This is a genomic window from Pseudomonas sp. Ost2, assembly GCF_018326065.1.
In the GTDB taxonomy this organism is placed as follows: domain Bacteria; phylum Pseudomonadota; class Gammaproteobacteria; order Pseudomonadales; family Pseudomonadaceae; genus Aquipseudomonas; species Aquipseudomonas gingeri.
Map to the genome: position 1 here is coordinate 6,906,520 of NZ_AP021904.1, position 24,730 is coordinate 6,931,249.

Consider the following 24,730-nt stretch of genomic DNA (forward strand, 5'->3'; position numbering starts at 1 on the left):
GCTTGCACTACCGGGTTTCACGCGCATCTTGCGCCTGGGGCAAGGTGAAGCCGGAGACCGAGCGCCGCAGCTGGCTGGCCATTTTCGCCAGGTTGCCAATGCTGTCGGCGGTGGCGGTCGAGCCGGATGAGGTCTGGGTGGTGATCTGCTGGATCACGTTCATGGTCAGCGAGATCTGCCCTGCCGACGAGGTCTGTTGCTGGGCTGCGTTGGAAATGCTCTGGATCAGCGCCGCCAGGGTCTTCGAGACGCCTTCGATTTCCTCCAGGGCCACACCGGCGTCCTGCGCCAGGCGGGCGCCACGCACCACTTCGGTGGTGGTCTGCTCCATGGAAATCACCGCTTCGTTGGTATCGGCCTGGATCGCCCGCACCAGGGTCTCGATCTGCCGGGTGGCGGCGGAAGAGCGTTCGGCCAGGCGCTGGACTTCGTCGGCGACCACCGCGAAGCCACGCCCGGCATCGCCGGCCATGGACGCCTGGATCGCCGCGTTGAGGGCGAGGATATTGGTCTGGTCGGCAATGTCGTCGATCAGGTTGACGATATCGCCGATCTCCTGGGAAGACTCGCCGAGCCGCTTGATGCGCTTGGCGGTGTCCTGGATCTGCTCACGGATATTGTCCATGCCGTGAATGGTGTTGTGCACCACCTCGTTGCCCTTGTTGGCGATTTCCACCGAGCGCTCGGCCACCGCCGAGGATTCAGCGGCGTTGGCCGATACCTGGTCGATGGACTCGGCCATGTCGCTGATGGCGGCGGACGCCTCGCTGATCTGCTGGGCCTGGTGCTCGGAGGCTTCGGCCAGTTGCATCGCGGTGGCCTGGGTTTCCTGCACGGCGGCGGCCACCTGGCCGGCGGTGAGGTTGATGGTCGCGACCAGATCGCGCAACTGGTCCACCGAATAGTTGATCGAGTCGGCGATAGTCCCGGTGAAGTCTTCGGTCACCGAGGCGGTCACGGTCAGGTCACCGTCGGCCAGGTCCTCTATTTCATCCAGCAGGCGCATGATCGCGTGCTGGTTGCGCTCGTTCTTTTCCGCGGTCTCATGCAGTTGCCGGTTGGTCTCGCGCACCATCACCAGGCCGATCAGGATGATCGAGGCCAGCGCCAGCAGGCCCAGGACATAACCGCCGATGGTGTCGAGGGAACGCCCGCCCGCCAGGTTTTCAAAACCGTTGGCCAGGTGCGAGGCCTCGTCCAGCAGGGTCTGCGAAAGGCTGAAGATATTGCTGGCGGACTCGCGGACCTGGAACAGTTCCGGCGACGTCTCGAGAATTTCGTCGACGGAACCGGAGACGAACTGGAAGAGTTCGGCAATATCGCCGAGACGGGCGCGGGCGTCCTTGTCTTCGACCTGGGAAATCTTCAGCGCCGCATTGCCCTGCAGCATGCCATTGAGCACCTGGCCGAAGCGCGCCGCGTCACGCCCGAAGGCATCGGCGGCCTGGGACGCGGTTTCATCCCCGGCCAGCACGGTATTCACCGCGCCGAGAATGCGCTCGGCGAGCAACGACTGGCGCTGGGCCATGGCCACCTGGGCCGCCGGCGCACCGCGTTGCAGGAGGATTTCCACGACCTTTTCGTACTCGACCTGCAGCTGCGGCACCGTTTCGGCCAGGGTCGCGGCCACCTGGTGCAGGGACAACACGGTCTGTTCGCTGGCAAGGATCGCATCGGTGTTCTTCAGCAGGCTTTCCCAGTCCTGCTGCACCGCGTGCATTTCGCTGCGCACCACCGGTGGCGCGGCGGGCAGGCCGGTGGCCGGGTCGCCTTTCTTCAGGTAGCCCCAGCGCTGGGCGAAGTCGTTGCGTGCATCGCTGAGCAGCTTGAACGCCGCGGCCTTGCCGGAAGCGGCCTCGGTGGCGTTCTTGGCGATACGCTGGGACAGCACCCGCAGTTCGCCGGCGTGGCTGATGTACTGCTTGTCGTAGTTGGACTGGGTGTTCAGGTACGCGAAGTTGGCGAACAACAGCATGATGAACACGATCAGCGCGATAAACAGCACGATGATCTGCGAACGACTGCGCGAAGCCTCTTCCGGCTTGCTGGTTTTGGCTTTAATCATCGATCAGACCGCCACTTCGAGAAAACCCGGCGCCTGTGCCAGGACAAACGGGCTGAACACCCACCAGCTGCGCCCACGTTCGAAACAGCCCTGCACAAAGGGCGCCACCACCAGTTCCGGGCGCTCGACCGAATGCATCTGCCGGCTGCCCTGGGGAAAGTGCTGCATGCCCGCCACCTCATCCACCAGCAGGCCGGCGAACACCTCCTTGTACTCCAGCACCAGTACCCGCCGCTGCTTGCGCAACGGCGACAACTCATGCCCGAAGAAACCGCACAGGTCCATGATCGGCAACAACCGCCCGCGCAGGTTGGCGACGCCCCTGACCCAGGGCTTCACCCCCGGCAGCAGGGTGTAGCGCGGCTCATGGAGAACCTCGGCCACTTCGCCCATCGGCGCCACGTACCATTGCTCGCCGAGCCGGAAACCGATGCCGCTCCAGGTGTCCTGGCGGGTTTCCTGGGACGGCAGGTCCGCCGCCAGCAGCCGGCAGCGCTGGTCGATTTCCAGCAACAGCTGGAAGGCGGTCTGCGATTCAGCCATGGGCGCCGGCCGTCAACCGGCCAGGACGTTGTTCAGGGTCTTGAGCAGGGTCTCTTCGTCGACCGGCTTGGTCAGGTAGTCCCTGGCCCCCTGGCGCGTACCCCAGACCTTGTCGGTTTCCTGATCCTTGGTGGTGATGATGATCACCGGGATCGCCGCGGTTTCCGGGTCCTTGGTCAACTGGCGGGTCGCCTGGAAACCGTTGAGGCCGGGCATGACGATGTCCATCAGGACCGCGTCGGGCTTTTCCTGGCGGGCCAGGGCCACGCCGTCGGCGCCGTTCTCGGCCTTGAGGACCTCATGGCCGTGCTTTTCCAGCATGCCGGTCAGTTTGTACATTTCAGTCGGCGAATCATCGACGATCAGGATGCGTGCCATGGTGTTCCCCATTTCTTATAAAGAGGGCGGCCCACCGGCCACCCGTCAATGTGCTTGTTCCACTGCCGCGAATCCCGGCACATGGGCCTTGATCGCATCCAGCAGCTCTTCCTTGCTGAAGGGCTTGGTCAAGAAGCGGTCGGAGCCGACGATGCGCCCCTTGGCCTTGTCGAACAGGCCGTCCTTGGACGACAGCATGATCACCGGCGTCGACTTGAACGCACTGTTGTTCTTGATCAGGGCGCAGGTCTGATAACCATCCAGGCGCGGCATCATGATGTCGACGAAGATGATGCCCGGATGATGATCGGCAATCTTGGCCAGCGCATCGAAACCGTCGATGGCCGTGATGACTTCGCAACCGACATGCTTGAGCAGCGTTTCGGCCGTGCGACGAATCGTCTTGGAGTCATCGATGACCATGACTTTCAAGGCTGTGGAATGCTGTTCCATATCTGCTCTACCATCGCCACAGCGACTCGTTTTCTACGGATACCCGGTTTCCGGGCGCGAAACCCTTGATGTGGAAGGATTTCGTACAGGATGCGAACCTTTTTAGCACAGTCTCCCCACGCAATCCATGAGCGGCCTCGGCGCGGCTGCCAGAGGCGGTTTTTCCTTGACCGGGAATCGGTGTAGCGCCACTCTGACGCCACTTTTTCAAGCCATCGCGGCCTTCACGGCCAACAGAGGATATAGCCCATGAGCGTTCGTCTCGGGATTGTCATGGACCCCATCGCCAGCATCTCCTATAAGAAGGACAGCTCGCTGGCCATGTTGCTGGCCGCCCAGGAGCGCGGCTGGACGCTGTTCTACATGGAACAGCAGGACCTTTATCAAGATGCTGGCGTGGCCCGGGCACGGATGAAACCCTTGAAGGTGTTCGCCAACCCCGAGCACTGGTTCGAGCTGGAAGCCGAGACCGACGCAGCCCTGAGCGATCTGGACGTGATCCTGATGCGCAAGGACCCGCCGTTCGACATGGAGTTCGTCTACTCCACCTACCTGCTGGAACAGGCCGAGCGCGCCGGCGTGCTGGTGGTGAACAAGCCCCAGAGCCTGCGCGACTGCAACGAAAAGCTGTTCGCCACCCAGTTCCCGCACTGCACGCCGCCGACCCTGGTCAGCCGTCGGGCCGATGTCCTGCGCGAATTCGCCGCCAGGCACGGTGACGTGATCCTCAAGCCGCTGGACGGCATGGGCGGCACCTCGATCTTCCGGCACCGTGTCGGCGACCCGAACCTGTCGGTGATCCTCGAGACCCTGACCGCCCTCGGCACCCAGCAGATCATGGCCCAGGCCTACCTGCCGGGGATCAAGGACGGTGACAAGCGCATCCTGATGATCGATGGCGAACCGGTGCCGTATTGCCTGGCGCGGATCCCGGCTGCCGGCGAAACCCGCGGCAACCTGGCGGCCGGCGGTCGTGGCGAAGCCCGTCCGCTGACCGACCGCGACCGCTGGATCGCTGCCCAGGTCGGCCCGACCCTGCGCGAAAAAGGCCTGCTGTTCGTCGGCCTCGACGTGATCGGCGAGCACCTGACGGAAATCAACGTCACCAGCCCTACCTGCATCCGCGAAATCGACAATGCCTTCGGCACCAATATCGGCGGCCTGCTGATGGATGCCATCGAGCAGAAGCTCAAAAGCCGTTGATGTAGAACAGCCGAGATGAAACCAACATTGCGTTATCATGCATCGCCTCTGATACGCGTGATGTTGGTTTCCTGGTCATGACACTCCCCGCCGATCTGCCCCCCGAACTCTCCCGCACCGGCGTGCGCCCGGCCGATCGGCTCGGCTTTACCCTGTTTCTCGCCGCCCTGATCCACCTGGCGCTGATCCTCGGCATCGGTTTCAGCTTCGTCGAGCCCAAGCAGATCAGCAGGACCCTGGAAATCACCCTGGCCACCTTCAAGAGCGAAACCAAGCCTGCCAAGGCCGACTTTATCGCCCAGGAAAACCAGCAGGGCAGCGGCACCCTGGACAAGAAGGCGATCCCCACCACCACCGAGGTCGCGCCGTTCCAGGACAACATCGTCAACAAAGTGACCCCGCCGCCACCGGCCAAGCAGGAAATCAAGGAAGCCGCGCCCAAGGCCGCTGTCGCCACCGTGGCGCCAAAACCCAGGAAAACCGTGACCAAACGCGAGGAAACCCGGACCGAAGTCACGCCCAAGGCCGAAACACCGACCTTCGACAGCTCGCAGCTGTCCAGCGATATCGCCAGCCTGGAGGCGGAACTGGCCAAGGAACAGCAGTTGTACGCCAAGCGCCCGCGCATCCACCGCCTCAGCGCCGCCTCGACCATGCGCGACAAGGGCGCCTGGTACAAGGACGAGTGGCGCAAGAAGGTCGAGCGGATCGGCAACCTCAACTATCCCGAGGAAGCACGGCGCCAGCAGATCTACGGCAACCTGCGGCTGATGGTCTCGATCAACCACGACGGTTCGCTGTATGAAGTGCTGGTCCTGGAATCCTCCGGCCAGCCCCTGCTGGACCAGGCGGCCCAGCGCATCGTGCGCCTGGCGGCCCCCTTCGCGCCCTTTACCGGCGATCTGTCGGATATCGACCGCCTGGAAATCATCCGCACCTGGCGTTTTGCCCGGGGAGACAAGCTGTCCAGCAACTGAGAACCCGTGAGAATCTGCAGGAAAACCTGTGGGAGGGGGCTTGCCCCCGAAGCTGTCGGCGCCTGCAAGGTCCTGCGTGGAGCAACAAGTCCGCGCACGCCGCTTGTCAGCTTGCCCGCCCAACGCCACACTAGGGCTCATGAAAAACCTCACCCCGACTTACCTCAAGCATCACTTCCTGATCGCCATGCCGCATATGGCCGACCCGAATTTCGCGCAGACCTTGACCTACATCGTCGAGCACACCGCGAACGGTGCCATGGGACTGGTTATCAACCGCCCACAATCGCTGAACCTGGCCGATATCCTCGAACAGTTGCGCCCGGACATTGATCCGCCCGGCCTCTGCCAGCATGTGCCGATCTACTCCGGCGGCCCGGTGCAGACCGATCGCGGCTTTGTCCTGCATCCGATCGGCAAGACCTACCAGGCCACCGTCGAACTCGAAGGCCTGGCGCTGTCGACGTCCCAGGACGTGCTGTTCGCCATCGCCGACGGCATCGGCCCGGAGCGCAGCCTGATCGCCCTCGGCTATGCCGGCTGGGAAGCCGGGCAACTGGAAGCCGAACTGGCCGATAACGCCTGGCTGACCTGCCCGTTTTCCCCGGACATCCTCTTCGAAACCGACAGCGATGCACGCCTGGCCGCCGCCGCCGCCCGGCTGGGCGTCAATCTCAGCCTGCTCACCAGCCAGGCGGGCCACGCCTGATGGCCAATATCCGCCTGCTGCTGGGCTTCGACTACGGGACCCGGCAGATCGGTGTCGCCGTCGGCCAGATGATCACCGGCCAGGCCCGCGAGCTTTGCACCCTCAAGGCGCAGAACGGCATTCCCGACTGGAACCAGGTCGAAGCCCTCATCAAGGAGTGGAAACCCGATGCCGTAGTGGTCGGCCTGCCCCTGAACATGGACGGCACCCCCAGCGAAATGTGCGCCCGGGCGGAAAAATTCGCCCGCCGGCTCAACGGTCGCTACAACGTGCCGTTCTTCACCCAGGATGAACGCCTGACCACGTTCGAGGCCAAGGGCGAGCGCATGGCCAAGGGCGGACAGAAAGGCACCTATCGCGACAACCCGGTGGACGCCATCGCCGCCAAGCTGCTGCTGCAAAGCTGGATCGAAGAAAACCCTGCACCCCCAGAATCCTGAAGGCGTTTCACGCCCCACCGTTTCAGCCCTCGCCGCGCTTGCCGGGCGGGGCCCTTGAAGGAGCCACCATGAGCCTGCCCAATCCCGCCGAACTGATCGACCAGATGGCCATCCGCCTCAAGGCCCACCTGCAACAGCGCGCCATCGACACCCCGCGCTATATCGGCATCCGCACCGGTGGCGTGTGGGTCGCGCAGGCGCTGCTCAAGGCGCTGAACAGCGATTCGCCGCTGGGCACCCTGGACGTTTCCTTCTACCGCGACGACTTCAGCCAGAACGGCCTGCACCCGCAGGTACGCCCCTCCGAGCTGCCGTTCGAGATCGAAGGCCAGCACCTGGTGCTGATCGACGATGTGCTGATGAGTGGCCGGACCATCCGCGCCGCCCTCAACGAACTGTTCGACTATGGCCGCCCGGCCAGCGTGACCCTGGTCTGCCTGCTGGACCTGCACGCCGCCGAGTTGCCGATCCGGCCGAATGTGGTGGGCGCGACCCTGTCACTGGCGCCCACGGAACGGGTAAAATTGTCCGGCCCCGCACCGCTCCAACTTGAACTTCAAGACCTGGCCCTTTAAGCACCTAAAAAGAGTCCCTTGCGATGACGCCTCCAGACGCCAAGCGCCCCCTGCAGCTCAATGATCAGGGCCAGCTGCGCCACTTCCTGTCGCTTGACGGTTTGCGCCGCGAGCTGCTGACCGAGATCCTCGATACCGCCGACTCCTTCCTCGAAGTTGGCGCCCGGGCGGTGAAGAAAGTCCCGCTGCTGCGCGGCAAGACCGTGTGCAACGTGTTCTTCGAGAACTCCACCCGTACCCGCACCACCTTCGAACTGGCGGCCCAGCGGCTGTCGGCGGACGTGATCACGCTGAACGTGTCGACCTCGTCCGCGAGCAAGGGCGAAACCCTGCTCGACACCCTGCGCAACCTCGAGGCCATGGCCGCCGACATGTTCGTGGTACGCCACGGCGACTCCGGCGCCGCGCACTTCATCGCCGAACACGTCTGCCCGCAGGTGGCGATCATCAACGGCGGCGACGGCCGCCATGCCCACCCGACCCAGGGCATGCTCGACATGCTGACCATCCGCCGGCACAAGGGCGGCTTCGAAAACCTCTCCGTGGCGATTGTCGGCGACATCCTGCACTCGCGGGTCGCGCGCTCGAACATGCTCGCGCTGAAGACCCTGGGCTGCCCGGATATCCGCGTGATCGCCCCGAAAACCCTGCTGCCGATCGGCATCGAGCAATATGGCGTGAAGGTCTACACCGACCTCGCCGAGGGCCTGAAGGATGTCGACGTGGTGATCATGCTGCGCCTGCAGCGTGAACGCATGACCGGCGGCCTGCTGCCCAGCGAAGGCGAGTTCTACCGCCTGTTCGGCCTGACCACCGCGCGCCTGGCCGGTGCCAGGCCGGATGCCATCGTGATGCACCCGGGCCCGATCAACCGCGGCGTGGAGATCGAGTCGGCGGTGGCCGACGGTCCGCGCTCGGTCATCCTCAATCAAGTCACCTACGGTATCGCCGTGCGCATGGCCGTGTTGTCCATGGCCATGAGCGGACAGACCGCCCAGCGCCAATTCGAGCAGGAGAACGCCCAGTGAAGCTCAGCATTCTCGGCGCCCGCGTCATCGATCCAAGCAGTGGCCTGGATCAAGTTACCGATCTGCACCTGGAAGCCGGCAAGATCATTGCCATCGGCGCCGCCCCGGCGGGCTTCGCCGCCAGTGAAACCATCGACGCCAAGGGCCTGGTCGCCGCCCCCGGGCTGGTGGACCTCAACGTCGCCCTGCGCGAGCCGGGCTACAGCCGCAAGGGCAGCATCGCCAGCGAAACCCGGGCCGCCGCCGCCGGTGGTATCACCAGCCTGTGCTGCCCGCCCCGGACCAAACCGGTGCTGGACACCTCGGCCGTGGCCGAGCTGATCCTCGACCGTGCCCGCGAGGCCGGCAATACCAAGGTGTTTCCGATCGGCGCACTGAGCAAGGGCCTCGACGGCGAGCAACTGGCAGAGCTGGTTGCCCTGCGCGATGCCGGCTGCGTGGCCTTCGGCAACGGCCTGGACAGTTTCCGCAACAGCCGCACCCTGTGCCGGGCGCTGGATTACGCGGCAACCTTCGACCTGACGGTGGTGTTCCATTCCCAGGACCATGACCTGGCCGAAGGCGGCCTGGCCCACGAAGGCGCGACCGCCAGCTTCCTCGGCTTGCCGGGGATCCCGGAAACCGCGGAAACCGTGGCCCTGGCCCGCGACCTGCTGCTGGTGGAACAGACCGGCGTACGGGCGCACTTCAGCCAGCTGACCAGCGCCCGCGGCGTGGCGCTGATCGCCCAGGCGCAGACGCGGGGCCTGCGGGTCACCGCCGATGTGGCGCTGTACCAGTTGATCCTGACCGACGAAGCGCTGATCGATTTCTCCAGCCTCTATCACGTGCAACCGCCGCTGCGCACCCGCGCCGACCGCGACGGCCTGCGCGAAGCGGTGAAATCCGGGGTGGTCCAGGCGATTTCCAGCCATCACCAGCCCCATGAGCGGGACGCCAAGCTGGCCCCGTTCGGCGCGACCGAGCCGGGTATCAGCAGCGTCGAGCTGCTGTTGCCGCTGGCGTTGACCCTGGTGGAAGATGGCCTGCTGGACCTGCCGACCCTGCTCGCGCGCCTGAGCGCCGGCCCGGCCGACGCCCTGCGCCTGCCGGCGGGCAAGCTGACGGTGGGTGCGGCGGCCGACCTGGTGTTGTTCGATCCGAGCGCTTCGACCGTGGCCGGCGAACACTGGCTGTCTCGCGGCGAGAACTGCCCGTTCATCGGTCACGCCTTGCCGGGAACCGTGCGCTACACGCTGATGGACGGACGGATCACCCACCAGGCCTGACACCGGAGCAGCGCTGCGGCGCAGAGGTCGATCGTTCCCACGCTCTGCGTGGGAGCGCCTCTCAGGACGCTCTGCGTCCGCTTGTGTGACGCAGAGCATCACGATCTGCATTCCCACGCGGAGCGTGGGAACGATCCCAGGCCCGGCTGCCACGGACTCCCGGGGTCAGCCCCGCCCGCTGTTCTTCAGCGACACCTGGTCGTTCAGCGTCCAGAAGTCATACAAGACCCCCAGGAAGAACAACCCGCCCGTCACCAGGTACAGCAAGCCGGTCAGCCACTTGCCCTGGTACATCCGGTGCACGCCCAACACACCAAGGAAGGTCAGCAGCAACCAGGCGACGTTGTAGTCCAGCTGACCCGGGGTGAAGCGCAGGTCGGCTTCACGATCCATGGCTGGAATCAGGAACACATCGATCAGCCAGCCGATACCCAAGAGACCCAGGGTAAAAAACCAGATCGTGCCGGTGATCGGCTTGCCGTAATAGAAGCGGTGAGAACCGGTAAAACCGAAAATCCACAGCAGATACCCGAGTAAAACGTTGTGGGTACTCGCCGGCGCGCCATCCTGCCGATAGCTGTTCATAAGTGACCTCTCTGAGCCCGATAGATAAATTTTTCGTCATTTCGTGTGACTTTTTTACTGTCTCAAAACATGTAACAAACTCTTGCTGAAAATGGCTGAAAGCCTTGTGGGGCCTGACTTGCGCGTGACCCACCGGTCTGTTTTCGCTGTCCCGGAGCGGTTTTGCCCCCTGTATAGAATCGACAAACGGCCTCGGAAATGACCAAAAAGCTGTTATAAAGTTGCGCGCTAACCCATATGAGCCTTGCCTAATGCGACCATTTTTCAAGACATGGCTGACCATTTGCCTTTTGATGCCACTGGCCGCCCACGCCACCAATCGTGAGCAACGTCTTCCCAACGTCAACGGTCATACCGCAAAGTCACCTGCAACCGTTGCCACGCTGTCCGAGATCAGCGTTCCCTCCGCCAAGCACCCGGGCAAGCATGCCAGCTCGCTCAAGGTGAAGCACGGCGTGGTCACCACCACGGCTGTGGCCGGGGCACCGAACGCCAAACAGAGCAGCGCCGTGCTGAGCCGCGCGGTGAACGTGCTGGGCACCCCTTACCGCTGGGGCGGCAGCAGCCCGAGCAAGGGCTTCGACTGCAGCGGACTGGTCAAGTATGCCTTCAACGGCGTGGCCGCCGGCGACCTGCCGCGCACGTCCAACGCCATGGCCGCCGGCCACGGCCTGAAAGTCGATCGCAAGGACCTGAAGCCGGGCGACCTGCTGTTCTTCAACATCAAGAGCCGCAAGGTCAATCACGTCGCCATCTACCTGGGCAACGACCGCTTCATCCATGCCCCGCGTCGCGGCAAGGCCGTGACCATCGACACGCTGAAGAAACCCTACTGGGACAGCCACTACGCGATCGCCAAGCGAGTGATCCCGAAAGAACAGAACAGCCACCTGCGGGTTGTTCAGCGCTGATCCCATGATCGTTCCCACGCTCCGCGTGGGAACGCAGCCCGTGACGCTCCGCGTCACAGATCCAGGGCGGACCCAGAGCGTCCCGTGAGATATTCCCACGCAGAGCGTGGGAACGATCAATACGCTCAATGCCTCATCACCTCGCTTACTCCGGGTTCAGGCTCAAGTCAGCCGATGTCTCGCTACCCGCGCCCTTCTCCAGCTTGATCATCAACCGCAGGTCATTGGCCGAATCCGCATAGGCCAGCGCATCGCGGTAGCTGATCGCGCCCTCCTGGTACAACACGTACAACGCCTGGTCCAGGGTCTGCATGCCCTGTTCGGTCGAGCGTTTCATCAGCGACTTGAGCTCCTTGATCTCGCCCTTGCGGATCAGGTCGGCCATCAGCGGCGTGTTCAACAGCACTTCCACCACCGCCCGCCTGCCGGTGCCGTCCCGCGTCGGAATCAGTTGCTGGGCGACGATGGCGCGCAGGTTGAGGGACAGTTCCATCCAGATCTGCGGATGCCGGTCCACCGGGAAGAAGTTGATGATCCGCTCCAGCGCCTGGTCGGCATTCGGCGCGTGCAGGGTCGCCAGGCACAGATGCCCGGTTTCCGCGAAGGCCAGGGCATGGCCCATGGTTTCGCGGGTGCGGACTTCACCGATCATGATCAGGTCCGGTGCCTGGCGCAGGGTATTTTTCAGCGCCACCTCGTAGGAATCGGTATCGATGCCCACTTCGCGCTGGGTGATGATGCAGTTCTGGTGTTCGTGGATGAATTCGATGGGGTCTTCGACGGTGACGATATGACCGCTGCCCTGCTGGTTGCGGTGACCGATCATCGCCGCCAGGGACGTCGACTTGCCAGTGCCGGTGGCGCCGACGAACATCACCAGCCCGCGCTTGAGCAGCGCCAGTTGTTCGATGACCTCCGGCAGCTTCAGGTCGGCCAGTTGCGGAATCTGCGTTTCGATCCGCCGCAGCACCATGCCCGGTTGGTTGCGCTGGTAGAAGGCGCTCACGCGGAAGCGGCCGATGCCCTTGGGATGGATGGCGAAATTGCACTCGTGCAGGTGGGTGAAGTCGAGCTTCTGGCGCTCGCTCATCAGTCCGAACACCGCGTCGTGGGTCTGTTCCTGGGTCAGCGGGTTGCGGGTCACCGGCAGGATCTGGCCGTTGACCTTCAGCGACGGCGGCAGTCCCGGGGTGATAAACAGGTCGGAACCGCCCTTCTCCACCATCAGGCGCAGCAGTTTCTCGAACTCCATGAGCTTCTCCGCGTCAGTTCAGGCATTACCTGTGTGACAGCGTAGAAGCTCCAGCGTCTTCGGGCCTGACAAAAACTCGCCGGGCGGCGATCAGGCAGTTTTCGTCAGGGCCTAGAAGTTGTCGGGAATCTTTGCCTTCTCCCGGGCGTTATCGCGGGTGATCAGGCCCTTGGCCAACAGATCCTTGAGGCACATGTCCAGGGTCTGCATGCCCAGGGAGCCGCCAGTCTGGATCGACGAGTACATCTGCGCCACCTTGTCCTCGCGGATCAGGTTACGGATCGCCGGGGTGCCGAGCATGATTTCATGGGCCGCGACCCGCCCGCCGCCGACCTTTTTCAGCAGGCTCTGGGAAATCACCGCCTGCAGGGATTCGGAGAGCATCGAGCGGACCATGGATTTCTCTTCCGCCGGGAACACGTCGACCACCCGGTCGATGGTCTTCGCCGCGGAGGTGGTGTGCAGCGTACCGAACACCAGGTGGCCGGTTTCGGCGGCGGTCAGTGCCAGGCGAATGGTTTCCAGGTCGCGCATCTCGCCCACCAGGATCACGTCCGGGTCTTCCCGCAGGGCCGAGCGCAGGGCGGCGGAGAAACTCTGCGTGTCGCGGTGCACTTCACGCTGGTTGACCAGGCACTTCTTCGACTCGTGGACGAATTCGATCGGGTCCTCGATGGTCAGGATATGGTGGTGCTTGTTGTTGTTCAGGTAGTCGATCATCGCCGCCAGGGTGGTCGATTTACCCGAACCGGTTGGGCCAGTCACTAGCACCAGGCCACGAGGAACCTCGGTAATCTTGCGGAACACCTCGCCCATGCCCAGGTCGTTCATGGTCAGGACTTTCGACGGAATGGTCCGGAACACCGCGCCCGCACCACGGTTCTGGTTGAAGGCGTTGACCCGGAAACGCGCCACGCCCGGCACCTCGAAGGAGAAGTCGGTTTCCAGGAACTCCTCGAAATCCTTGCGCTGGCGGTCATTCATGATGTCGTAGATCAGGTCGTGGACCTGCTTGTGGTCCAGCGCCGGCAGGTTGATCCGGCGCACGTCACCATCGACCCGGATCATCGGCGGCAGCCCGGCCGAGAGGTGCAAGTCCGACGCGCCCTGTTTGGCGCTAAAGGCCAGCAGCTCGGTGATATCCATGAGACTCCCCAATACAGGTAGAATGCCGCAGACTTTTGACCTGCTGGCGAAATTGAATGACCACGATAGCAGACAACATTGCCTCCGTTGCAGCCCGTATCAGTGCCGCCGCCCTGGCCTGTGGCCGCGATGCCGCCGATATCCACCTGCTCGCCGTGAGCAAGACCAAGCCCGCCGCGGCCGTGCGTGAAGCCCATGCCGCCGGCCTGCGGGATTTCGGCGAGAACTACCTGCAGGAAGCCCTCGGCAAGCAGGCCGAATTGACCGACCTGCCCTTGTGTTGGCACTTTATCGGCCCCATTCAATCGAACAAGACTCGAGCCATTGCCGAGCATTTCGACTGGGTGCACTCCGTGGATCGCCTGAAAATCGCACAACGCCTGTCCGAACAGCGTCCGCCCGAACTGGCGCCGCTGAATATCTGCATCCAGGTCAATGTCAGCGGCGAAGCCAGCAAGTCCGGCTGCGCACCGGCCGACCTGCCGGCCCTGGTCGCGGCCATCGGCAGCTTGCCGAACCTGGTCCTGCGCGGGCTGATGGCGATTCCCGAACCCACCGAAGAGCGTGCCGCACAAGACGCCGCGTTCGCCACCGTGCGGACTTTGCAAGACAGCCTGCACCTGCCGCTAGACACACTTTCCATGGGCATGAGCCACGATCTCGAATCGGCCATTGCCCAGGGCGCCACCTGGGTGCGGATCGGTACCGCGCTGTTTGGTGCCCGCGACTACGGCCAGGCCTGAAATGGCCTTACACACTCGTTCAAAGGATCCGTCATGAGCAATAATCGAATCACTTTCATCGGTGCCGGCAACATGGCGGCCAGCCTGATCGGCGGCCTGCGGGCCGAAGGTCTGGATGCCGCGCTGATTCGCGCCAGCGATCCGGGCGCCGAGACCCGCGCGCGGGTCCAGGCCGAACATGGTATCGAGGTGTTCGCCGACAACGCCGAGGCCATCGAAGGGGCCGACGTGGTGGTGCTGGCGGTCAAGCCGCAAGCCATGAAAGCCGTGTGCGAGGCCCTGCGCCCGCACCTCAAGCCCCATCAGCTGGTGGTGTCCATTGCCGCCGGCATCACCTGCGCGAGCATGAACAACTGGCTCGGCGCCCAGCCGATCGTGCGCTGCATGCCCAATACCCCGGCGCTGCTGCGCAAGGGTGTCAGCGGCCTGTTCGCCACCGGGCAGGTCTCCGCCGGGCAGCGCCAGCAGGCACAGACCCTGCTGTCAGCCGTCGGCACCGCCCTGTGGCTGGACGAAGAGCAGCAACTGGACGCGGTCACCGCGGTATCCGGTAGCGGCCCGGCGTACTTCTTCCTGCTGATCGAGGCCATGACCGCCGCCGGCGAGAAACTCGGCCTGTCCCGCGAGGTCGCCACCCAGCTGAGCCAGCAGACCGCCCTGGGCGCCGCCCACATGGCTGTCGCCAGCGATGTCGACGCCGCCGAGCTGCGCCGTCGGGTGACCTCGCCGGCCGGCACCACCGAAGCCGCGATCAAGACCTTCCAGGCCGGCGGCTTCGAAGCCCTGGTAGAACAGGCGCTCGGCGCCGCCGCCCGGCGTTCGACCGAAATGGCCGAGCAACTCGGCCAGTAATCCTCGAGGGAACACTTAATGTTTGCACTCAATAGCGCTGCCATTTTTGTCATCCAGACCCTGGGCAGCCTGTACCTGTTGGTGGTTCTGCTGCGTTTCATCCTGCAACTGGTGCGGGCGAACTTCTACAACCCGCTCTGCCAGTTCACCGTCAAGGCCACCCAGCCGCTGCTCAAGCCACTGCGCCGGATCATTCCCAGCCTCTTCGGCCTGGACATGTCCTCGCTGGTGCTGGCGATCATCGTGCAGATGCTGCTGATGGCAGTGATCCTGCTGCTGAGCTACGGCGTGACCGGCAATATCGGCTACCTGCTGATCTGGGCGATCATCGGCGTCACCTCGCTGTTCCTCAAGGTGTTCTTCTTCGCCATGATCATCAGCGTGATCCTCTCCTGGGTCGCCCCGGGCAGCCACAGTCCGGCGGCCGAACTGGTGTTCCAGATCAGCGAACCGGCCCTGGCGCCGTTCCGCAAGATCGTGCCGAACCTGGGCGGGCTGGATATCTCTCCGATCCTCGCGTTCCTGGTCATCCAGTTGCTGCAGAGCTACGTGATTCCACCGCTGGCGGTGATGAGCGGCATGCCCGAGGTGTTGTTCCGGTTGATCTGACCCCACCCTGCTTCGTGGGAGCCGGCTTGCTGGCGATTGCGGTCTGACAGCCGACATCATTGTCGCCTGACGCGCCGCTATCGCCAGCAAGCCGGCTCCCACGATGTTCATACAACCGCCAGCGATACACACCGCGGTCTCGCTGCTTGCCGCTGATCCCCCCGCTCATTAGACTTACGCCTCATTCAAGCGTGAGCAGGGTTGATGTCCACTGTCTTTCCCCACGATTCCGTCGGGCTGGTCGTGCCGCAAACGGCACATTTCAGCGAACCCCTGGCCCTGGCCTGCGGTCGCTCCCTGCCCGCCTACGACCTGATCTACGAAACCTACGGCAGCCTCAACGCCACGGCGAGCAATGCCGTGCTGATCTGCCATGCCCTGTCCGGCCATCATCACGCGGCGGGCTATCACAGCGCCGACGAGCGCAAGCCCGGCTGGTGGGACAGTTGCATCGGTCCCGGCAAGCCCATCGACACCAACAAGTTCTTCGTCGTCAGCCTGAACAACCTCGGCGGCTGCAACGGTTCCACCGGCCCGAGCAGCCTCAACCCCGAGACCGGCAAGCCCTTCGGCGCCGACTTCCCGGTGCTGACCGTGGAAGACTGGGTCCACAGCCAGGCCCGCCTCGCCGACCGCCTGGGCATCGGCCAATGGGCCGCCGTGATCGGCGGCAGCCTGGGCGGCATGCAGGCGCTGCAATGGACCATCACCTACCCGGATCGCGTACGCCATTGCCTGGCGATCGCCTCGGCACCGAAGCTGTCGGCACAGAACATCGCCTTCAACGAAGTGGCGCGCCAGGCGATCCTCACCGATCCGGAGTTCCACGGCGGTTCTTTCCAGGAACGCGGTGTGATCCCCAAGCGCGGCCTGATGCTGGCGCGGATGGTCGGGCATATCACCTACCTGTCCGACGACTCCATGGGCGAGAAATTCGGCCGGGGGCTCAAGAGCGAGAAACTCAACTACGACTTCCACAGCGTCGAGTTCCAGGTCGAAAGCTACCTGCGCTACCAGGGTGAAGAGTTTTCCGGGCGCTTCGACGCCAATACCTACCTGCTGATGACCAAGGCCCTGGACTACTTCGATCCGGCGGCGAACTTCGACGACGACCTGGCGAAGACCTTCGCCAACGCCCGAGCCAAGTTCTGCGTGATGTCCTTCACCACCGACTGGCGCTTCTCCCCGGCCCGCTCGCGGGAACTGGTCGACGCGCTGATGGCGGCGCGCAAGGACGTCTGCTACCTGGAAATCGACGCCCCGCAAGGCCACGACGCCTTCCTGATTCCGATCCCGCGTTATCTGCAGGCGTTCGGTAACTACATGAACCGAGTTGAAGTGTGAGAACGCCATGAGAGCCGACCTGGAAATCATCCAAGAGTGGATCCCCGCCGGCAGCCGCGTGCTCGACCTCGGTTGCGGCGACGGCGAACTGCTGACCTGGCTGCGCGACAACAAGCAGGTCACCGGCTACGGCCTGGAAAACGACCCGGACAACATCGCCGAGTGCGTCGCCAAGGGCATCAACGTCATCGAGCAGGACCTGGACAAGGGCCTGGGCAACTTCGCCAGCAACAGTTTCGACATCGTGGTCATGACCCAGGCCCTGCAGGCCGTGCATTACCCGGACAAGATCCTCGACGAAATGCTCCGGGTCGGCCGCCAGTGCATCATCACCTTCCCCAACTTCGGACACTGGCGCTGCCGCTGGTACCTGGCGAGCAAGGGCCGGATGCCGGTCTCGGAATTCCTGCCGTACACCTGGTACAACACGCCGAACATCCACTTCTGCACATTCGAGGACTTTGAAGAACTGTGCCGCGAACGTGAAGCCAAGGTCATTGATCGGCTGGCCGTGGATCAACAGCACCGCCACGGGTGGGCGAGCAAGCTATGGCCTAATCTGTTAGGTGAGATCGGCATCTACCGCGTCAGCAGCCCCGGCCTGCTGGAACACCAGATCGCGGTGTGAATCACCACATTTCGAGGAGAACGATCATGGGTCGTTTAGCGTTGTTGTTAACCGCCTGCCTGAGCCTCGGCGCCATGGCGGCGGATGTCATCAAGAGCGAACGCCAGGAAACCTTCGGCGACGTGACGGTGCACTACAACACTTTCAACTCCACGTACCTGCAGCCGGACATCGCCAAGGCCGCCGAGCTGATCCGCAGCAAGAACCAGGGCGTGATCAACGTCTCGGTGATCAAGGGCGGCAAACCGTCGGTCGCCAACGTCACCGGCACGATCAAGGACCTGACCAGCAAGACCGTGACGCTGAACTTCCGCCAGGTCACCGAACAGGGCGCGATCTACTACATCGCCCAGTACCCGGTGGAGCAGCAGGAAACCCGCACCTTTGAAATCAAGGTGCAGAACGGCGACAAGGTCAACACCATCAATTTCAACCAAGAGCTTTTCCCCGGCGAATGATGAACCTCAAGCAGCTCGTATTGGCCAGCCATAACGCCGGCAAACTCAAGGAACTCCAGGCCATGCTCGGCGACTCGGTGCAACTGCGCTCGATCGGCGAGTTCAGCAGCGTCGAGCCGGAAGAGACCGGCCTGTCGTTCGTCGAGAACGCCATCCTCAAGGCCCGTAACGCCGCGCGTATTTCCGGCTTGCCGGCGCTGGCCGACGATTCCGGCCTGGCGGTGGACTTCCTCGGCGGTGCGCCGGGGATCTACTCGGCCCGCTACGCCGACGGCCAGGGCGACGCGGCGAACAACGCCAAGCTGCTGGACGCCCTCAAGGATGTCCCGCAGGCCGAGCGCGGCGCCCAGTTCGTCTGCGTCCTGGCCTTGGTGCGGCACGCCGACGATCCGCTGCCGATCCTCTGTGAAGGCCTGTGGCACGGGCGCATCCTGACCGCCGCCAGCGGCGAACACGGTTTCGGCTACGATCCGCTGTTCTGGGTACCCGAGCGCGACTGCTCCAGCGCCGAACTGAACCCGGTGGAAAAGAACCAGCTCAGCCACCGCGCCCGCGCCATGGCCCTGCTGCGGCAACGCCTGGGCCTGAAATGACCCGGACTTCTTCCGCGCAGCCGCTGATCCATGGCGGTGCGCAACCTCCTCGGGCGGCGTTGCCGCAGTTGCCGCCCCTGGCGCTGTACATCCATATTCCCTGGTGCGTGCGCAAATGCCCGTATTGCGACTTCAACTCCCATGCCGCCAGCCCGGTGCTGCCGGAAGAAGAGTACGTCGACGCGCTGCTGGCCGACCTCGACCAGGACCTGCACGCCGCCCATGGCCGTGAACTGAGCTCGATCTTCTTCGGTGGCGGTACGCCGAGCCTGTTCAGCGCCCAGGCGCTGGGACGCCTGCTCAAGGGCGTCGAGGCGCGCATCCCGTTCGCCGGCGATATCGAAATCACCCTGGAAGCCAATCCCGGGACCTTCGAACAGGAAAAATTCGTCGCCTACCGGCAACTGGGGATCAATCGGCTGTCGATCGGCATCCAGAGTTTCCAGGAAGAAAAGCTCAAGGCCCTGGGGCGCATCCATACCGGCGGCGAAGCCGTGCGGGCGGCGGACATGGCGCGCCAGGCCGGCTTCGACAACTTCAACCTGGACCTGATGCACGGCTTGCCCGACCAGTCCCTGGAGGACGCCCTCGACGACCTGCGCCAGGCCATCGCGCTGAAGCCGACGCACCTGTCCTGGTATCAGTTGACCCTGGAGCCCAACACCGTGTTCTGGAACCAGCCGCCAACGCTGCCCGAGGACGACACCCTGTGGGATATCCAGGAAGCCGGGCAGGCCCTGCTGGCCGAGCACGGTTACGCCCAATACGAGGTCTCGGCCTATGCCCAGCCCGGACGGGCGGCGCGGCACAACCTCAATTACTGGAGCTTTGGCGACTTCATCGGCATCGGTGCCGGGGCCCACGGCAAGCTCAGCCACCCGGACGGACGCATTGTCCGTACCTGGAAAACCCGCCTGCCCAAGGACTACCTGAACCCGGCCAAGAGCTTCAAGGCCGGAGAGAAAGCCCTGGGCAACGACGAGTTGCCGTTCGAGTTCCTGATGAATGCCCTGCGGCTGACCGAGGGTGTCGATGCGGCCCTGTTTGCCCAGCGCACCGGGCTTGCCCTCGACAGCTTGAGCGAAGGGCGGGCCGAGGCAGAACAAAGCGGCCTGTTGCAGGTCGAACCCACACGCCTGGCGGCGACCGCCCGTGGCCAGCTGTTTCTCAATGACCTGCTGCAATACTTCTTGACCTAAGGAACCCCCATGGACCTGGTACTCGACCTGCTCGCCACGGTGTCACGCTGGAGCCGCAGCAACCTGTCAGAAATTTCCCTGGCGCTGGTAGGCTGCCTGCTGGTGCTGTTTGGCGCGGATATCAAGGGTTGGGTCGATCAGCGCCTGGGCAGCATCGCCGGCGCCCTGCGCGTGCCGCTGATGGCGCTGCTGTGCATGATCGGCAGCGGCCTGGCCTTGATCTATGCCACGCCCTGGGTGGTACGCGGCCTGAGCCAGTTCAACAACTACAGCCTCGCGCCGGTGCTGCTGGTGGTACTGGTGCTGATCGGGGTGGTGGCGGACCGGCGCTGACTCTGAGGGTTAACGCGGTCACTGTGGGTGGCTTGCCGGCTCCCACAAGGAACCGGACTTGACGGTATTTCGCGGTGAAACGCGGTTCTGTGGGAGCCGGCTTGCTGGCGATGAGGCCAGTGGGTTTGGCGTTGATCTTGCGGACGCCATCGCCGGCAAGCCGGCTCCCACAAAGGTTGCGGTGTGGGTGAGTGCGGGCTCCGGCTCACCTCGCCGCCACGGGTCTCAGGCCAGCTTCTCGAACTTCAGGTCCCAGACCCCGTGTCCCAGGCGCTCGCCACGGCGTTCGAACTTGGTGATCGGGCGCTCGGCCGGACGTGGTACACATTTGCCGTCTTCGGCCAGGTTGCGGTAACCCGGCGCGACATTCATCACTTCCAGCATGTATTCGGCATAGGGCTCCCAGTCGGTGGCCATGTGCAGGATCCCGCCGACTTTCAGCTTGCTGCGCACCAGTTCGGCGAAGGAGGCCTGGACGATACGACGCTTGTGATGACGGCTCTTGTGCCACGGATCCGGAAAAAACAGCATCAGCCGGTCCAGACTGTTGTCCGCCACGCAGCGGTTGAGCACTTCGATGGCGTCGCAGTCGTAGACCCGCAGGTTCTTCAGACCCTGGGTCAGCACGCCATTGAGCAGCGCGCCAACGCCCGGACGATGCACTTCAACGCCGATAAAGTCCTGCTCCGGCGCAGCCGCCGCCATTTCCAGCAGGGAATGGCCCATGCCGAAACCGATTTCCAGGGAACGCGGCGCGGAACGGCCGAACACCTGGTCGAAATCCACCGGCGCATCGGCCAGCGGCAGGACGAACAGTGGCGCACCCTGCTCCAGGCCCTTCTGCTGGCCTTCGGTCATGCGTCCGGCGCGCATCACGAAACTCTTGATGCGGCGGTGTTGGCGCTCTTCGCCGTCTTCCGTGGAAACTGGCGTGTCGTTCGATTCAGTCATCAAAGGCTCTTACTTGATCAGACCATCCAGCGGCGAGGAAGCGCTGGCATAGAGTTTTTTCGGCATGCGGCCGGCGAGGTAGGCCAGGCGGCCGGCAACGATGGCGTGCTTCATGGCTTCGGCCATCAGGATCGGTTGCTGGGCATGGGCGATGGCCGAGTTCATCAGCACCGCTTCGCAGCCCAGTTCCATGGCGATGGTGGCGTCGGAAGCCGTACCGACGCCGGCATCCACCAGCACGGGGATCTTCGCTTCTTCCAGGATGATCTGCAGGTTGTACGGGTTGCAGATCCCCAGGCCAGTGCCGATCAGGCCGGCCAGAGGCATGACCGCGATGCAGCCGATTTCCGCCAGCTGGCGGGCGATGATCGGGTCATCGCTGGTGTAGACCATCACGTCGAAGCCTTCCTTGACCAGCACTTCGGCGGCCTTGAGGGTTTCGATCACGTTGGGGAACAGGGTCTTCTGGTCGGCCAGGACTTCCAGCTTCACCAGGTTGTGCCCATCCAGCAGTTCACGGGCCAGGCGACAGGTGCGCACGGCCTCGATGGCGTCGTAGCAACCGGCGGTGTTCGGCAGGATGGTGTAGCGATCCGGTGGCAGGATATCCAGCAGGTTCGGTTCACCCGGGTTCTGGCCCAGGTTGGTGCGGCGCACGGCCACGGTGACGATCTCGGCCCCCGAGGCCTCGATGGCAAGGCGGGTTTCTTCCATGTCGCGGTATTTGCCGGTGCCGACCAACAGGCGGGACTGGAAGGTACGGCCGGCCAGCACGAAGGGCTTGTCGCTGCGAACGGTGCTCATTCGGAAATCCTCTTGAAAGGTTGAGGGCTTGCAGGGTGGATCAGGACGCGGGACCGCAGGCGGGCTCAACCGCCACCGATGGCGTGCACCACTTCGACCTGATCGCCTTCACGCAGGGCGGTGTCGGCATGCTGGCTGCGCGGGACGATATCCAGGTTCAGCTCCACCGCTACCCGCCGCCCGGTCAGGTCGAGCCGGGTCAGCAATGCCGCGACGGTTTCGCCGTCGGGCAGTTCAAAGGATTCACCGTTCAATTGAATGCGCATGCGCCGGGCTGCCATCATTTTTAGGGGCCAGCATTCTAGCCCGATCAGTCCGGGCGACCCAAGCCATTCGTCTTGAAATGGACCCGGCAGTCAAGCCAGGCGCCAGGCGGCGAGGCCCAGGCAGAACCAGCCGAGCAGAAACGCCAGGCCGCCGAACGGGGTAATGATGCCCAGCTTGCTCACGCCGGTCAGGGTCAGCAGGTACAGGCTGCCGGAAAACAGCAGGATACCCACCGTGAACGATACGCCGGCCCAGGTCACCAGCCGCCCCGGGATATGCGTGGCCAGCAGGGCGACGCCGAACAGCGCCAGGGCATGGATCAACTGGTAGCTGACGCCGGTATGGAAGATCGCCAGGTAGTCCGCGCTCAGGCGGTTCTTCAGGCCATGGGCGGCGAAGGCGCCGAGGGCGACACCGGTGAAACCGAAAAACGCGGCGAGCAGCAGAAAACCACGCAGCATGACGAACTCCATTCAGGGGGCACAGGGTCTGTATAATGGCCCGCTCCCACGCCCCGGCCAAGCCATCTCTATGCTGCGTTTTCTTTTCCGTCGCCTCACCACCGCCCTGAAGTGGTTCGCCATCGCGAGCGTACTGCTGGTGTTGCTGTTCCGCTGGGTGCCGCCACCGGGCACCGCGCTGATGGTCGAGCGCAAGATCGAATCGTGGACCGACGGCGAGCCGATCGACCTGCAACGCACCTGGAAACCCTGGGACCAGATCTCCGACGACCTCAAGGTGGCGGTGATGGCCGGCGAGGACCAGAAGTTCCCAGAGCACTGGGGCTTCGATTTCGGCGCGATCCAGGCCGCGTTCGCCCATAACGAGCGCGGCGGCTCGATCCGCGGCGCCAGCACCCTCAGCCAGCAGGTGTCGAAGAACCTGTTCCTCTGGTCCGGCCGCAGCTACCTGCGCAAGGGGCTGGAAGCCTGGTTTACCGCGCTGATCGAAGTGATGTGGCCCAAACAGCGGATTCTCGAGGTGTACCTCAACAGCGTCGAGTGGGACGAAGGCGTGTTTGGCGCCGAGGCGGCCGCACGACATCACTTTGGTATCAGCGCCGCGGCCCTGTCGCGCCAGCAGGCCAGCCTGCTGGCGGCGGTACTGCCCAATCCCCGCGAGTGGAGTGCCAGCCATCCGAGCACCTACGTGGCGCGCCGCGCCGGCTGGATTCGCCAGCAGATGAGCCAGCTGGGCGGCGATGAGTACCTGGTGGGATTGAATAACTCGCGCAGGGCGCCCTGGGCGCTGTAGCCCGGATAGAGGCGGTGACTGGAAGGACGCCTTCGCGGGCAAGCCCGCTCCCACGGGGGCGTGGGCGTACACAAAACCTGCGTTCGACACTCCCCATGTGGGAGCGGGCTTGCCCGCGAATGGGCCTTCAGCCGCACCACAGGACTTGACCCTTGCATACAAAAACGCCCCGATCAGATCGGGGCGTTTTTTATTGCCTTGAGTGCTTACGCGGCAATCGACAGCTTGAGCTTGTTCATCGCGCTCTTTTCCAGCTGGCGAATCCGCTCGGCGGAGACATTGTACTTCTGCGCCAGGTCGTGCAGCGTGGCTTTATCTTCCGCCAACCAGCGCTGGTAGAGGATGTCGCGGCTACGCTCGTCCAGGACTTCCAGGGCCTCGTGCAGGTTGCTGTTGGAGTTTTCGCTCCAGTCGGCATCCTCCAGCTGGCGTGCCGGATCGTAGCGATGGTCTTCCAGGTAGTTGGCCGGAGACTGGAACGCGCTGTCGTCGTCGGCTTCCGCCGCCGGATCGAACGCCATGTCCTGGCCGGTCAACCGGCTTTCCATCTCGCGCACTTCACGAGGCTCGACCCCGAGGCTTTCCGCCACGCGGTGGACTTCCTCGTTGTTCAACCAGGCCAGGCGTTTCTTCTGGCTGCGCAGGTTGAAGAACAGCTTGCGCTGCGCCTTGGTGGTCGCCACTTTGACGATCCGCCAGTTGCGCAGGATGAATTCGTGGATTTCCGCCTTGATCCAGTGCACGGCGAACGACACCAGGCGCACGCCCATTTCCGGATTGAACCGTTTCACGGCCTTCATCAGGCCGACGTTGCCTTCCTGAATCAGGTCAGCCTGGGCCAGACCGTAGCCGGAATAGCTACGGGCGATATGAACGACAAAACGCAGGTGGGCGAGCACCATCTGCCGAGCCGCCCCCAGATCCTGCTCATAATAGAGACTCTCGGCCAGTTCACGCTCCTGCTCCGGCGTCAGCAGTGGAATGCTGTTCACCGTATTGACGTAGGCCTCCAGGTTCGCACCCGGGACCAGCGCATAGGCAGGTTGCAAAGAAGTGGTCATACGAAAAAACCTCCGACTCACATGACTCGTGCAGTGAAGCACTGCGAAAATTGACCGGGAACCGCAGAACAAGTTCCATGAACAGCCACTACGGTCAATAC

General features: G+C 63.7%; 30 protein-coding genes. 18 read left to right on the forward strand and 12 right to left on the reverse strand.

Going from position 1 to position 24,730, the window contains the following annotated elements:
* Window positions 1-7 precede the first annotated feature (7 nt).
* Genes KI243_RS30670 through pilG form a run of 4 tightly spaced genes read right to left on the reverse strand, consistent with a single transcriptional unit; the run spans window position 8 to window position 3,439 of the window.
* On the reverse strand, window positions 8-2,065 hold the full coding sequence (locus KI243_RS30670; protein WP_017124838.1) for a methyl-accepting chemotaxis protein: 2,058 nt from the start codon (window positions 2,063-2,065) through the stop codon (window positions 8-10).
* Window positions 2,066-2,068: 3 nt separating this feature from the next.
* The gene (locus tag KI243_RS30675) at window positions 2,069-2,608 is read right to left on the reverse strand and encodes a chemotaxis protein CheW (RefSeq protein WP_103032753.1); all 540 of its coding nucleotides are present in this window, start codon (window positions 2,606-2,608) and stop codon (window positions 2,069-2,071) included.
* A 12-nt stretch (window positions 2,609-2,620) separates the two neighbouring features.
* A complete protein-coding gene (pilH, locus tag KI243_RS30680; protein ID WP_042934830.1) occupies window positions 2,621-2,986 on the reverse strand; it encodes a twitching motility response regulator PilH in 366 nt (121 codons plus the stop codon).
* Between the two features lie 45 nt (window positions 2,987-3,031).
* Entirely contained in the window at window positions 3,032-3,439 is a 408-nt protein-coding gene (gene pilG, locus KI243_RS30685; protein WP_017124841.1) for a twitching motility response regulator PilG, read from the reverse strand.
* A gap of 249 nt (window positions 3,440-3,688) precedes the next feature.
* Between pilG and gshB the strand changes: the two genes are divergently transcribed.
* From gshB to KI243_RS30720, 7 genes are all read left to right on the forward strand, one after another.
* On the forward strand, window positions 3,689-4,642 hold the full coding sequence (gshB, locus tag KI243_RS30690; protein WP_042934799.1) for a glutathione synthase: 954 nt from the start codon (window positions 3,689-3,691) through the stop codon (window positions 4,640-4,642).
* Between the two features lie 77 nt (window positions 4,643-4,719).
* Window positions 4,720-5,619 carry an energy transducer TonB gene (locus KI243_RS30695; protein ID WP_017124843.1) on the forward strand — a complete coding sequence of 300 codons (900 nt, stop codon included), beginning with the start codon at window positions 4,720-4,722 and terminating at the stop codon, window positions 5,617-5,619.
* Between the two features lie 139 nt (window positions 5,620-5,758).
* On the forward strand, window positions 5,759-6,328 hold the full coding sequence (locus tag KI243_RS30700) for a YqgE/AlgH family protein (RefSeq protein WP_017124844.1): 570 nt from the start codon (window positions 5,759-5,761) through the stop codon (window positions 6,326-6,328).
* On the forward strand, window positions 6,328-6,768 hold the full coding sequence (gene ruvX, locus KI243_RS30705) for a Holliday junction resolvase RuvX (protein WP_103032754.1): 441 nt from the start codon (window positions 6,328-6,330) through the stop codon (window positions 6,766-6,768). Before KI243_RS30700 ends, ruvX begins: the two co-directional genes overlap by 1 nt.
* Window positions 6,769-6,836: 68 nt before the next feature.
* Window positions 6,837-7,343 (forward strand): bifunctional pyr operon transcriptional regulator/uracil phosphoribosyltransferase PyrR, encoded by a 507-nt coding sequence (pyrR, locus tag KI243_RS30710; protein WP_212810242.1) that lies wholly within the window; start codon window positions 6,837-6,839, stop codon window positions 7,341-7,343.
* Between the two features lie 23 nt (window positions 7,344-7,366).
* Window positions 7,367-8,371 carry an aspartate carbamoyltransferase catalytic subunit gene (locus KI243_RS30715; RefSeq protein ID WP_103032755.1) on the forward strand — a complete coding sequence of 335 codons (1,005 nt, stop codon included), beginning with the start codon at window positions 7,367-7,369 and terminating at the stop codon, window positions 8,369-8,371.
* Window positions 8,368-9,639 (forward strand): dihydroorotase, encoded by a 1,272-nt coding sequence (locus KI243_RS30720; RefSeq protein WP_212810243.1) that lies wholly within the window; start codon window positions 8,368-8,370, stop codon window positions 9,637-9,639. Before KI243_RS30715 ends, KI243_RS30720 begins: the two co-directional genes overlap by 4 nt.
* A 165-nt stretch (window positions 9,640-9,804) precedes the next feature.
* Here the strand turns inward: KI243_RS30720 and KI243_RS30725 are convergent, their stop codons facing one another.
* Window positions 9,805-10,224 carry a TM2 domain-containing protein gene (locus tag KI243_RS30725; RefSeq protein ID WP_212810244.1) on the reverse strand — a complete coding sequence of 140 codons (420 nt, stop codon included), beginning with the start codon at window positions 10,222-10,224 and terminating at the stop codon, window positions 9,805-9,807.
* Window positions 10,225-10,475: 251 nt separating this feature from the next.
* Between KI243_RS30725 and KI243_RS30730 the strand changes: the two genes are divergently transcribed.
* Entirely contained in the window at window positions 10,476-11,135 is a 660-nt protein-coding gene (locus KI243_RS30730) for a C40 family peptidase (RefSeq protein ID WP_177087054.1), read from the forward strand.
* A gap of 145 nt (window positions 11,136-11,280) precedes the next feature.
* Here the strand turns inward: KI243_RS30730 and KI243_RS30735 are convergent, their stop codons facing one another.
* Entirely contained in the window at window positions 11,281-12,387 is a 1,107-nt protein-coding gene (locus KI243_RS30735) for a PilT/PilU family type 4a pilus ATPase (protein ID WP_017124852.1), read from the reverse strand.
* Window positions 12,388-12,498: 111 nt separating this feature from the next.
* Window positions 12,499-13,533, reverse strand: coding sequence for a type IV pilus twitching motility protein PilT (locus KI243_RS30740; protein WP_017124853.1), 1,035 nt, complete (start codon window positions 13,531-13,533; stop codon window positions 12,499-12,501).
* A gap of 56 nt (window positions 13,534-13,589) precedes the next feature.
* On the opposite strand from KI243_RS30740, the gene KI243_RS30745 reads away from it, so the two are divergent.
* From KI243_RS30745 to KI243_RS30785, 9 genes are all read left to right on the forward strand, one after another.
* Complete coding sequence (locus tag KI243_RS30745) at window positions 13,590-14,276, forward strand: YggS family pyridoxal phosphate-dependent enzyme (protein ID WP_212810245.1); 687 nt, start codon at window positions 13,590-13,592, stop codon at window positions 14,274-14,276.
* A gap of 33 nt (window positions 14,277-14,309) precedes the next feature.
* On the forward strand, window positions 14,310-15,128 hold the full coding sequence (gene proC / locus KI243_RS30750) for a pyrroline-5-carboxylate reductase (RefSeq protein WP_212810246.1): 819 nt from the start codon (window positions 14,310-14,312) through the stop codon (window positions 15,126-15,128).
* 18 nt (window positions 15,129-15,146) lie between these two features.
* A complete protein-coding gene (locus tag KI243_RS30755; RefSeq protein ID WP_017124856.1) occupies window positions 15,147-15,737 on the forward strand; it encodes a YggT family protein in 591 nt (196 codons plus the stop codon).
* A 204-nt stretch (window positions 15,738-15,941) separates the two neighbouring features.
* A complete protein-coding gene (locus KI243_RS30760) occupies window positions 15,942-17,081 on the forward strand; it encodes a homoserine O-acetyltransferase (protein WP_017124857.1) in 1,140 nt (379 codons plus the stop codon).
* A gap of 7 nt (window positions 17,082-17,088) precedes the next feature.
* Window positions 17,089-17,709, forward strand: coding sequence for a methionine biosynthesis protein MetW (gene metW, locus KI243_RS30765; protein ID WP_017124858.1), 621 nt, complete (start codon window positions 17,089-17,091; stop codon window positions 17,707-17,709).
* Between the two features lie 26 nt (window positions 17,710-17,735).
* On the forward strand, window positions 17,736-18,167 hold the full coding sequence (locus tag KI243_RS30770; protein ID WP_177087058.1) for a DUF4426 domain-containing protein: 432 nt from the start codon (window positions 17,736-17,738) through the stop codon (window positions 18,165-18,167).
* Window positions 18,164-18,760, forward strand: a complete 597-nt coding sequence (gene rdgB / locus KI243_RS30775; RefSeq protein WP_042934810.1) for an RdgB/HAM1 family non-canonical purine NTP pyrophosphatase — start codon at window positions 18,164-18,166, stop codon at window positions 18,758-18,760. Before KI243_RS30770 ends, rdgB begins: the two co-directional genes overlap by 4 nt.
* Window positions 18,757-19,959 (forward strand): radical SAM family heme chaperone HemW, encoded by a 1,203-nt coding sequence (hemW, locus tag KI243_RS30780; RefSeq protein WP_244861793.1) that lies wholly within the window; start codon window positions 18,757-18,759, stop codon window positions 19,957-19,959. Before rdgB ends, hemW begins: the two co-directional genes overlap by 4 nt.
* A 9-nt stretch (window positions 19,960-19,968) precedes the next feature.
* On the forward strand, window positions 19,969-20,292 hold the full coding sequence (locus tag KI243_RS30785) for a DUF3392 domain-containing protein (RefSeq protein ID WP_017124863.1): 324 nt from the start codon (window positions 19,969-19,971) through the stop codon (window positions 20,290-20,292).
* Window positions 20,293-20,517: 225 nt separating this feature from the next.
* Here the strand turns inward: KI243_RS30785 and trmB are convergent, their stop codons facing one another.
* The 4 genes from trmB to KI243_RS30805 form a co-directional block, all read right to left on the reverse strand.
* Entirely contained in the window at window positions 20,518-21,243 is a 726-nt protein-coding gene (trmB, locus tag KI243_RS30790; protein ID WP_103032759.1) for a tRNA (guanosine(46)-N7)-methyltransferase TrmB, read from the reverse strand.
* Window positions 21,244-21,252: 9 nt separating this feature from the next.
* Window positions 21,253-22,047 (reverse strand): thiazole synthase, encoded by a 795-nt coding sequence (locus KI243_RS30795; RefSeq protein ID WP_017124865.1) that lies wholly within the window; start codon window positions 22,045-22,047, stop codon window positions 21,253-21,255.
* 65 nt (window positions 22,048-22,112) lie between these two features.
* Window positions 22,113-22,313, reverse strand: coding sequence for a sulfur carrier protein ThiS (thiS, locus tag KI243_RS30800; protein WP_017124866.1), 201 nt, complete (start codon window positions 22,311-22,313; stop codon window positions 22,113-22,115).
* 90 nt (window positions 22,314-22,403) lie between these two features.
* Complete coding sequence (locus tag KI243_RS30805) at window positions 22,404-22,775, reverse strand: DUF423 domain-containing protein (protein WP_177087060.1); 372 nt, start codon at window positions 22,773-22,775, stop codon at window positions 22,404-22,406.
* Window positions 22,776-22,845: 70 nt separating this feature from the next.
* Here KI243_RS30805 and mtgA point away from each other — a divergent pair, with 70 nt between their 5' ends.
* On the forward strand, window positions 22,846-23,568 hold the full coding sequence (gene mtgA, locus KI243_RS30810) for a monofunctional biosynthetic peptidoglycan transglycosylase (protein ID WP_017124868.1): 723 nt from the start codon (window positions 22,846-22,848) through the stop codon (window positions 23,566-23,568).
* 206 nt (window positions 23,569-23,774) lie between these two features.
* Here mtgA and rpoH read toward each other — a convergent pair whose 3' ends face one another.
* Window positions 23,775-24,629 carry an RNA polymerase sigma factor RpoH gene (gene rpoH, locus KI243_RS30815; protein WP_017124869.1) on the reverse strand — a complete coding sequence of 285 codons (855 nt, stop codon included), beginning with the start codon at window positions 24,627-24,629 and terminating at the stop codon, window positions 23,775-23,777.
* Window positions 24,630-24,730: the final 101 nt, after the last annotated feature.

What these genes read in the sequence shown, in the direction of transcription:
- KI243_RS30670 (WP_017124838.1), bottom strand. Translation starts at nt 2,065, where the DNA reads ATGATTAAAGCCAAAACCAGCAAGCCGGAAGAGGCTTCGCGCAGTCGT.
- KI243_RS30675 (WP_103032753.1), bottom strand. Translation starts at nt 2,608, where the DNA reads ATGGCTGAATCGCAGACCGCCTTCCAGCTGTTGCTGGAAATCGACCAG.
- pilH (WP_042934830.1), bottom strand. Translation starts at nt 2,986, where the DNA reads ATGGCACGCATCCTGATCGTCGATGATTCGCCGACTGAAATGTACAAA.
- pilG (WP_017124841.1), bottom strand. Translation starts at nt 3,439, where the DNA reads ATGGAACAGCATTCCACAGCCTTGAAAGTCATGGTCATCGATGACTCC.
- gshB (WP_042934799.1), top strand. Translation starts at nt 3,689, where the DNA reads ATGAGCGTTCGTCTCGGGATTGTCATGGACCCCATCGCCAGCATCTCC.
- KI243_RS30695 (WP_017124843.1), top strand. Translation starts at nt 4,720, where the DNA reads ATGACACTCCCCGCCGATCTGCCCCCCGAACTCTCCCGCACCGGCGTG.
- KI243_RS30700 (WP_017124844.1), top strand. Translation starts at nt 5,759, where the DNA reads ATGAAAAACCTCACCCCGACTTACCTCAAGCATCACTTCCTGATCGCC.
- ruvX (WP_103032754.1), top strand. Translation starts at nt 6,328, where the DNA reads ATGGCCAATATCCGCCTGCTGCTGGGCTTCGACTACGGGACCCGGCAG.
- pyrR (WP_212810242.1), top strand. Translation starts at nt 6,837, where the DNA reads ATGAGCCTGCCCAATCCCGCCGAACTGATCGACCAGATGGCCATCCGC.
- KI243_RS30715 (WP_103032755.1), top strand. Translation starts at nt 7,367, where the DNA reads ATGACGCCTCCAGACGCCAAGCGCCCCCTGCAGCTCAATGATCAGGGC.
- KI243_RS30725 (WP_212810244.1), bottom strand. Translation starts at nt 10,224, where the DNA reads ATGAACAGCTATCGGCAGGATGGCGCGCCGGCGAGTACCCACAACGTT.
- KI243_RS30730 (WP_177087054.1), top strand. Translation starts at nt 10,476, where the DNA reads ATGCGACCATTTTTCAAGACATGGCTGACCATTTGCCTTTTGATGCCA.
- KI243_RS30735 (WP_017124852.1), bottom strand. Translation starts at nt 12,387, where the DNA reads ATGGAGTTCGAGAAACTGCTGCGCCTGATGGTGGAGAAGGGCGGTTCC.
- KI243_RS30740 (WP_017124853.1), bottom strand. Translation starts at nt 13,533, where the DNA reads ATGGATATCACCGAGCTGCTGGCCTTTAGCGCCAAACAGGGCGCGTCG.
- KI243_RS30745 (WP_212810245.1), top strand. Translation starts at nt 13,590, where the DNA reads ATGACCACGATAGCAGACAACATTGCCTCCGTTGCAGCCCGTATCAGT.
- proC (WP_212810246.1), top strand. Translation starts at nt 14,310, where the DNA reads ATGAGCAATAATCGAATCACTTTCATCGGTGCCGGCAACATGGCGGCC.
- KI243_RS30755 (WP_017124856.1), top strand. Translation starts at nt 15,147, where the DNA reads ATGTTTGCACTCAATAGCGCTGCCATTTTTGTCATCCAGACCCTGGGC.
- KI243_RS30760 (WP_017124857.1), top strand. Translation starts at nt 15,942, where the DNA reads ATGTCCACTGTCTTTCCCCACGATTCCGTCGGGCTGGTCGTGCCGCAA.
- metW (WP_017124858.1), top strand. Translation starts at nt 17,089, where the DNA reads ATGAGAGCCGACCTGGAAATCATCCAAGAGTGGATCCCCGCCGGCAGC.
- KI243_RS30770 (WP_177087058.1), top strand. Translation starts at nt 17,736, where the DNA reads ATGGGTCGTTTAGCGTTGTTGTTAACCGCCTGCCTGAGCCTCGGCGCC.
- rdgB (WP_042934810.1), top strand. Translation starts at nt 18,164, where the DNA reads ATGATGAACCTCAAGCAGCTCGTATTGGCCAGCCATAACGCCGGCAAA.
- hemW (WP_244861793.1), top strand. Translation starts at nt 18,757, where the DNA reads ATGACCCGGACTTCTTCCGCGCAGCCGCTGATCCATGGCGGTGCGCAA.
- KI243_RS30785 (WP_017124863.1), top strand. Translation starts at nt 19,969, where the DNA reads ATGGACCTGGTACTCGACCTGCTCGCCACGGTGTCACGCTGGAGCCGC.
- trmB (WP_103032759.1), bottom strand. Translation starts at nt 21,243, where the DNA reads ATGACTGAATCGAACGACACGCCAGTTTCCACGGAAGACGGCGAAGAG.
- KI243_RS30795 (WP_017124865.1), bottom strand. Translation starts at nt 22,047, where the DNA reads ATGAGCACCGTTCGCAGCGACAAGCCCTTCGTGCTGGCCGGCCGTACC.
- thiS (WP_017124866.1), bottom strand. Translation starts at nt 22,313, where the DNA reads ATGCGCATTCAATTGAACGGTGAATCCTTTGAACTGCCCGACGGCGAA.
- KI243_RS30805 (WP_177087060.1), bottom strand. Translation starts at nt 22,775, where the DNA reads ATGCTGCGTGGTTTTCTGCTGCTCGCCGCGTTTTTCGGTTTCACCGGT.
- mtgA (WP_017124868.1), top strand. Translation starts at nt 22,846, where the DNA reads ATGCTGCGTTTTCTTTTCCGTCGCCTCACCACCGCCCTGAAGTGGTTC.
- rpoH (WP_017124869.1), bottom strand. Translation starts at nt 24,629, where the DNA reads ATGACCACTTCTTTGCAACCTGCCTATGCGCTGGTCCCGGGTGCGAAC.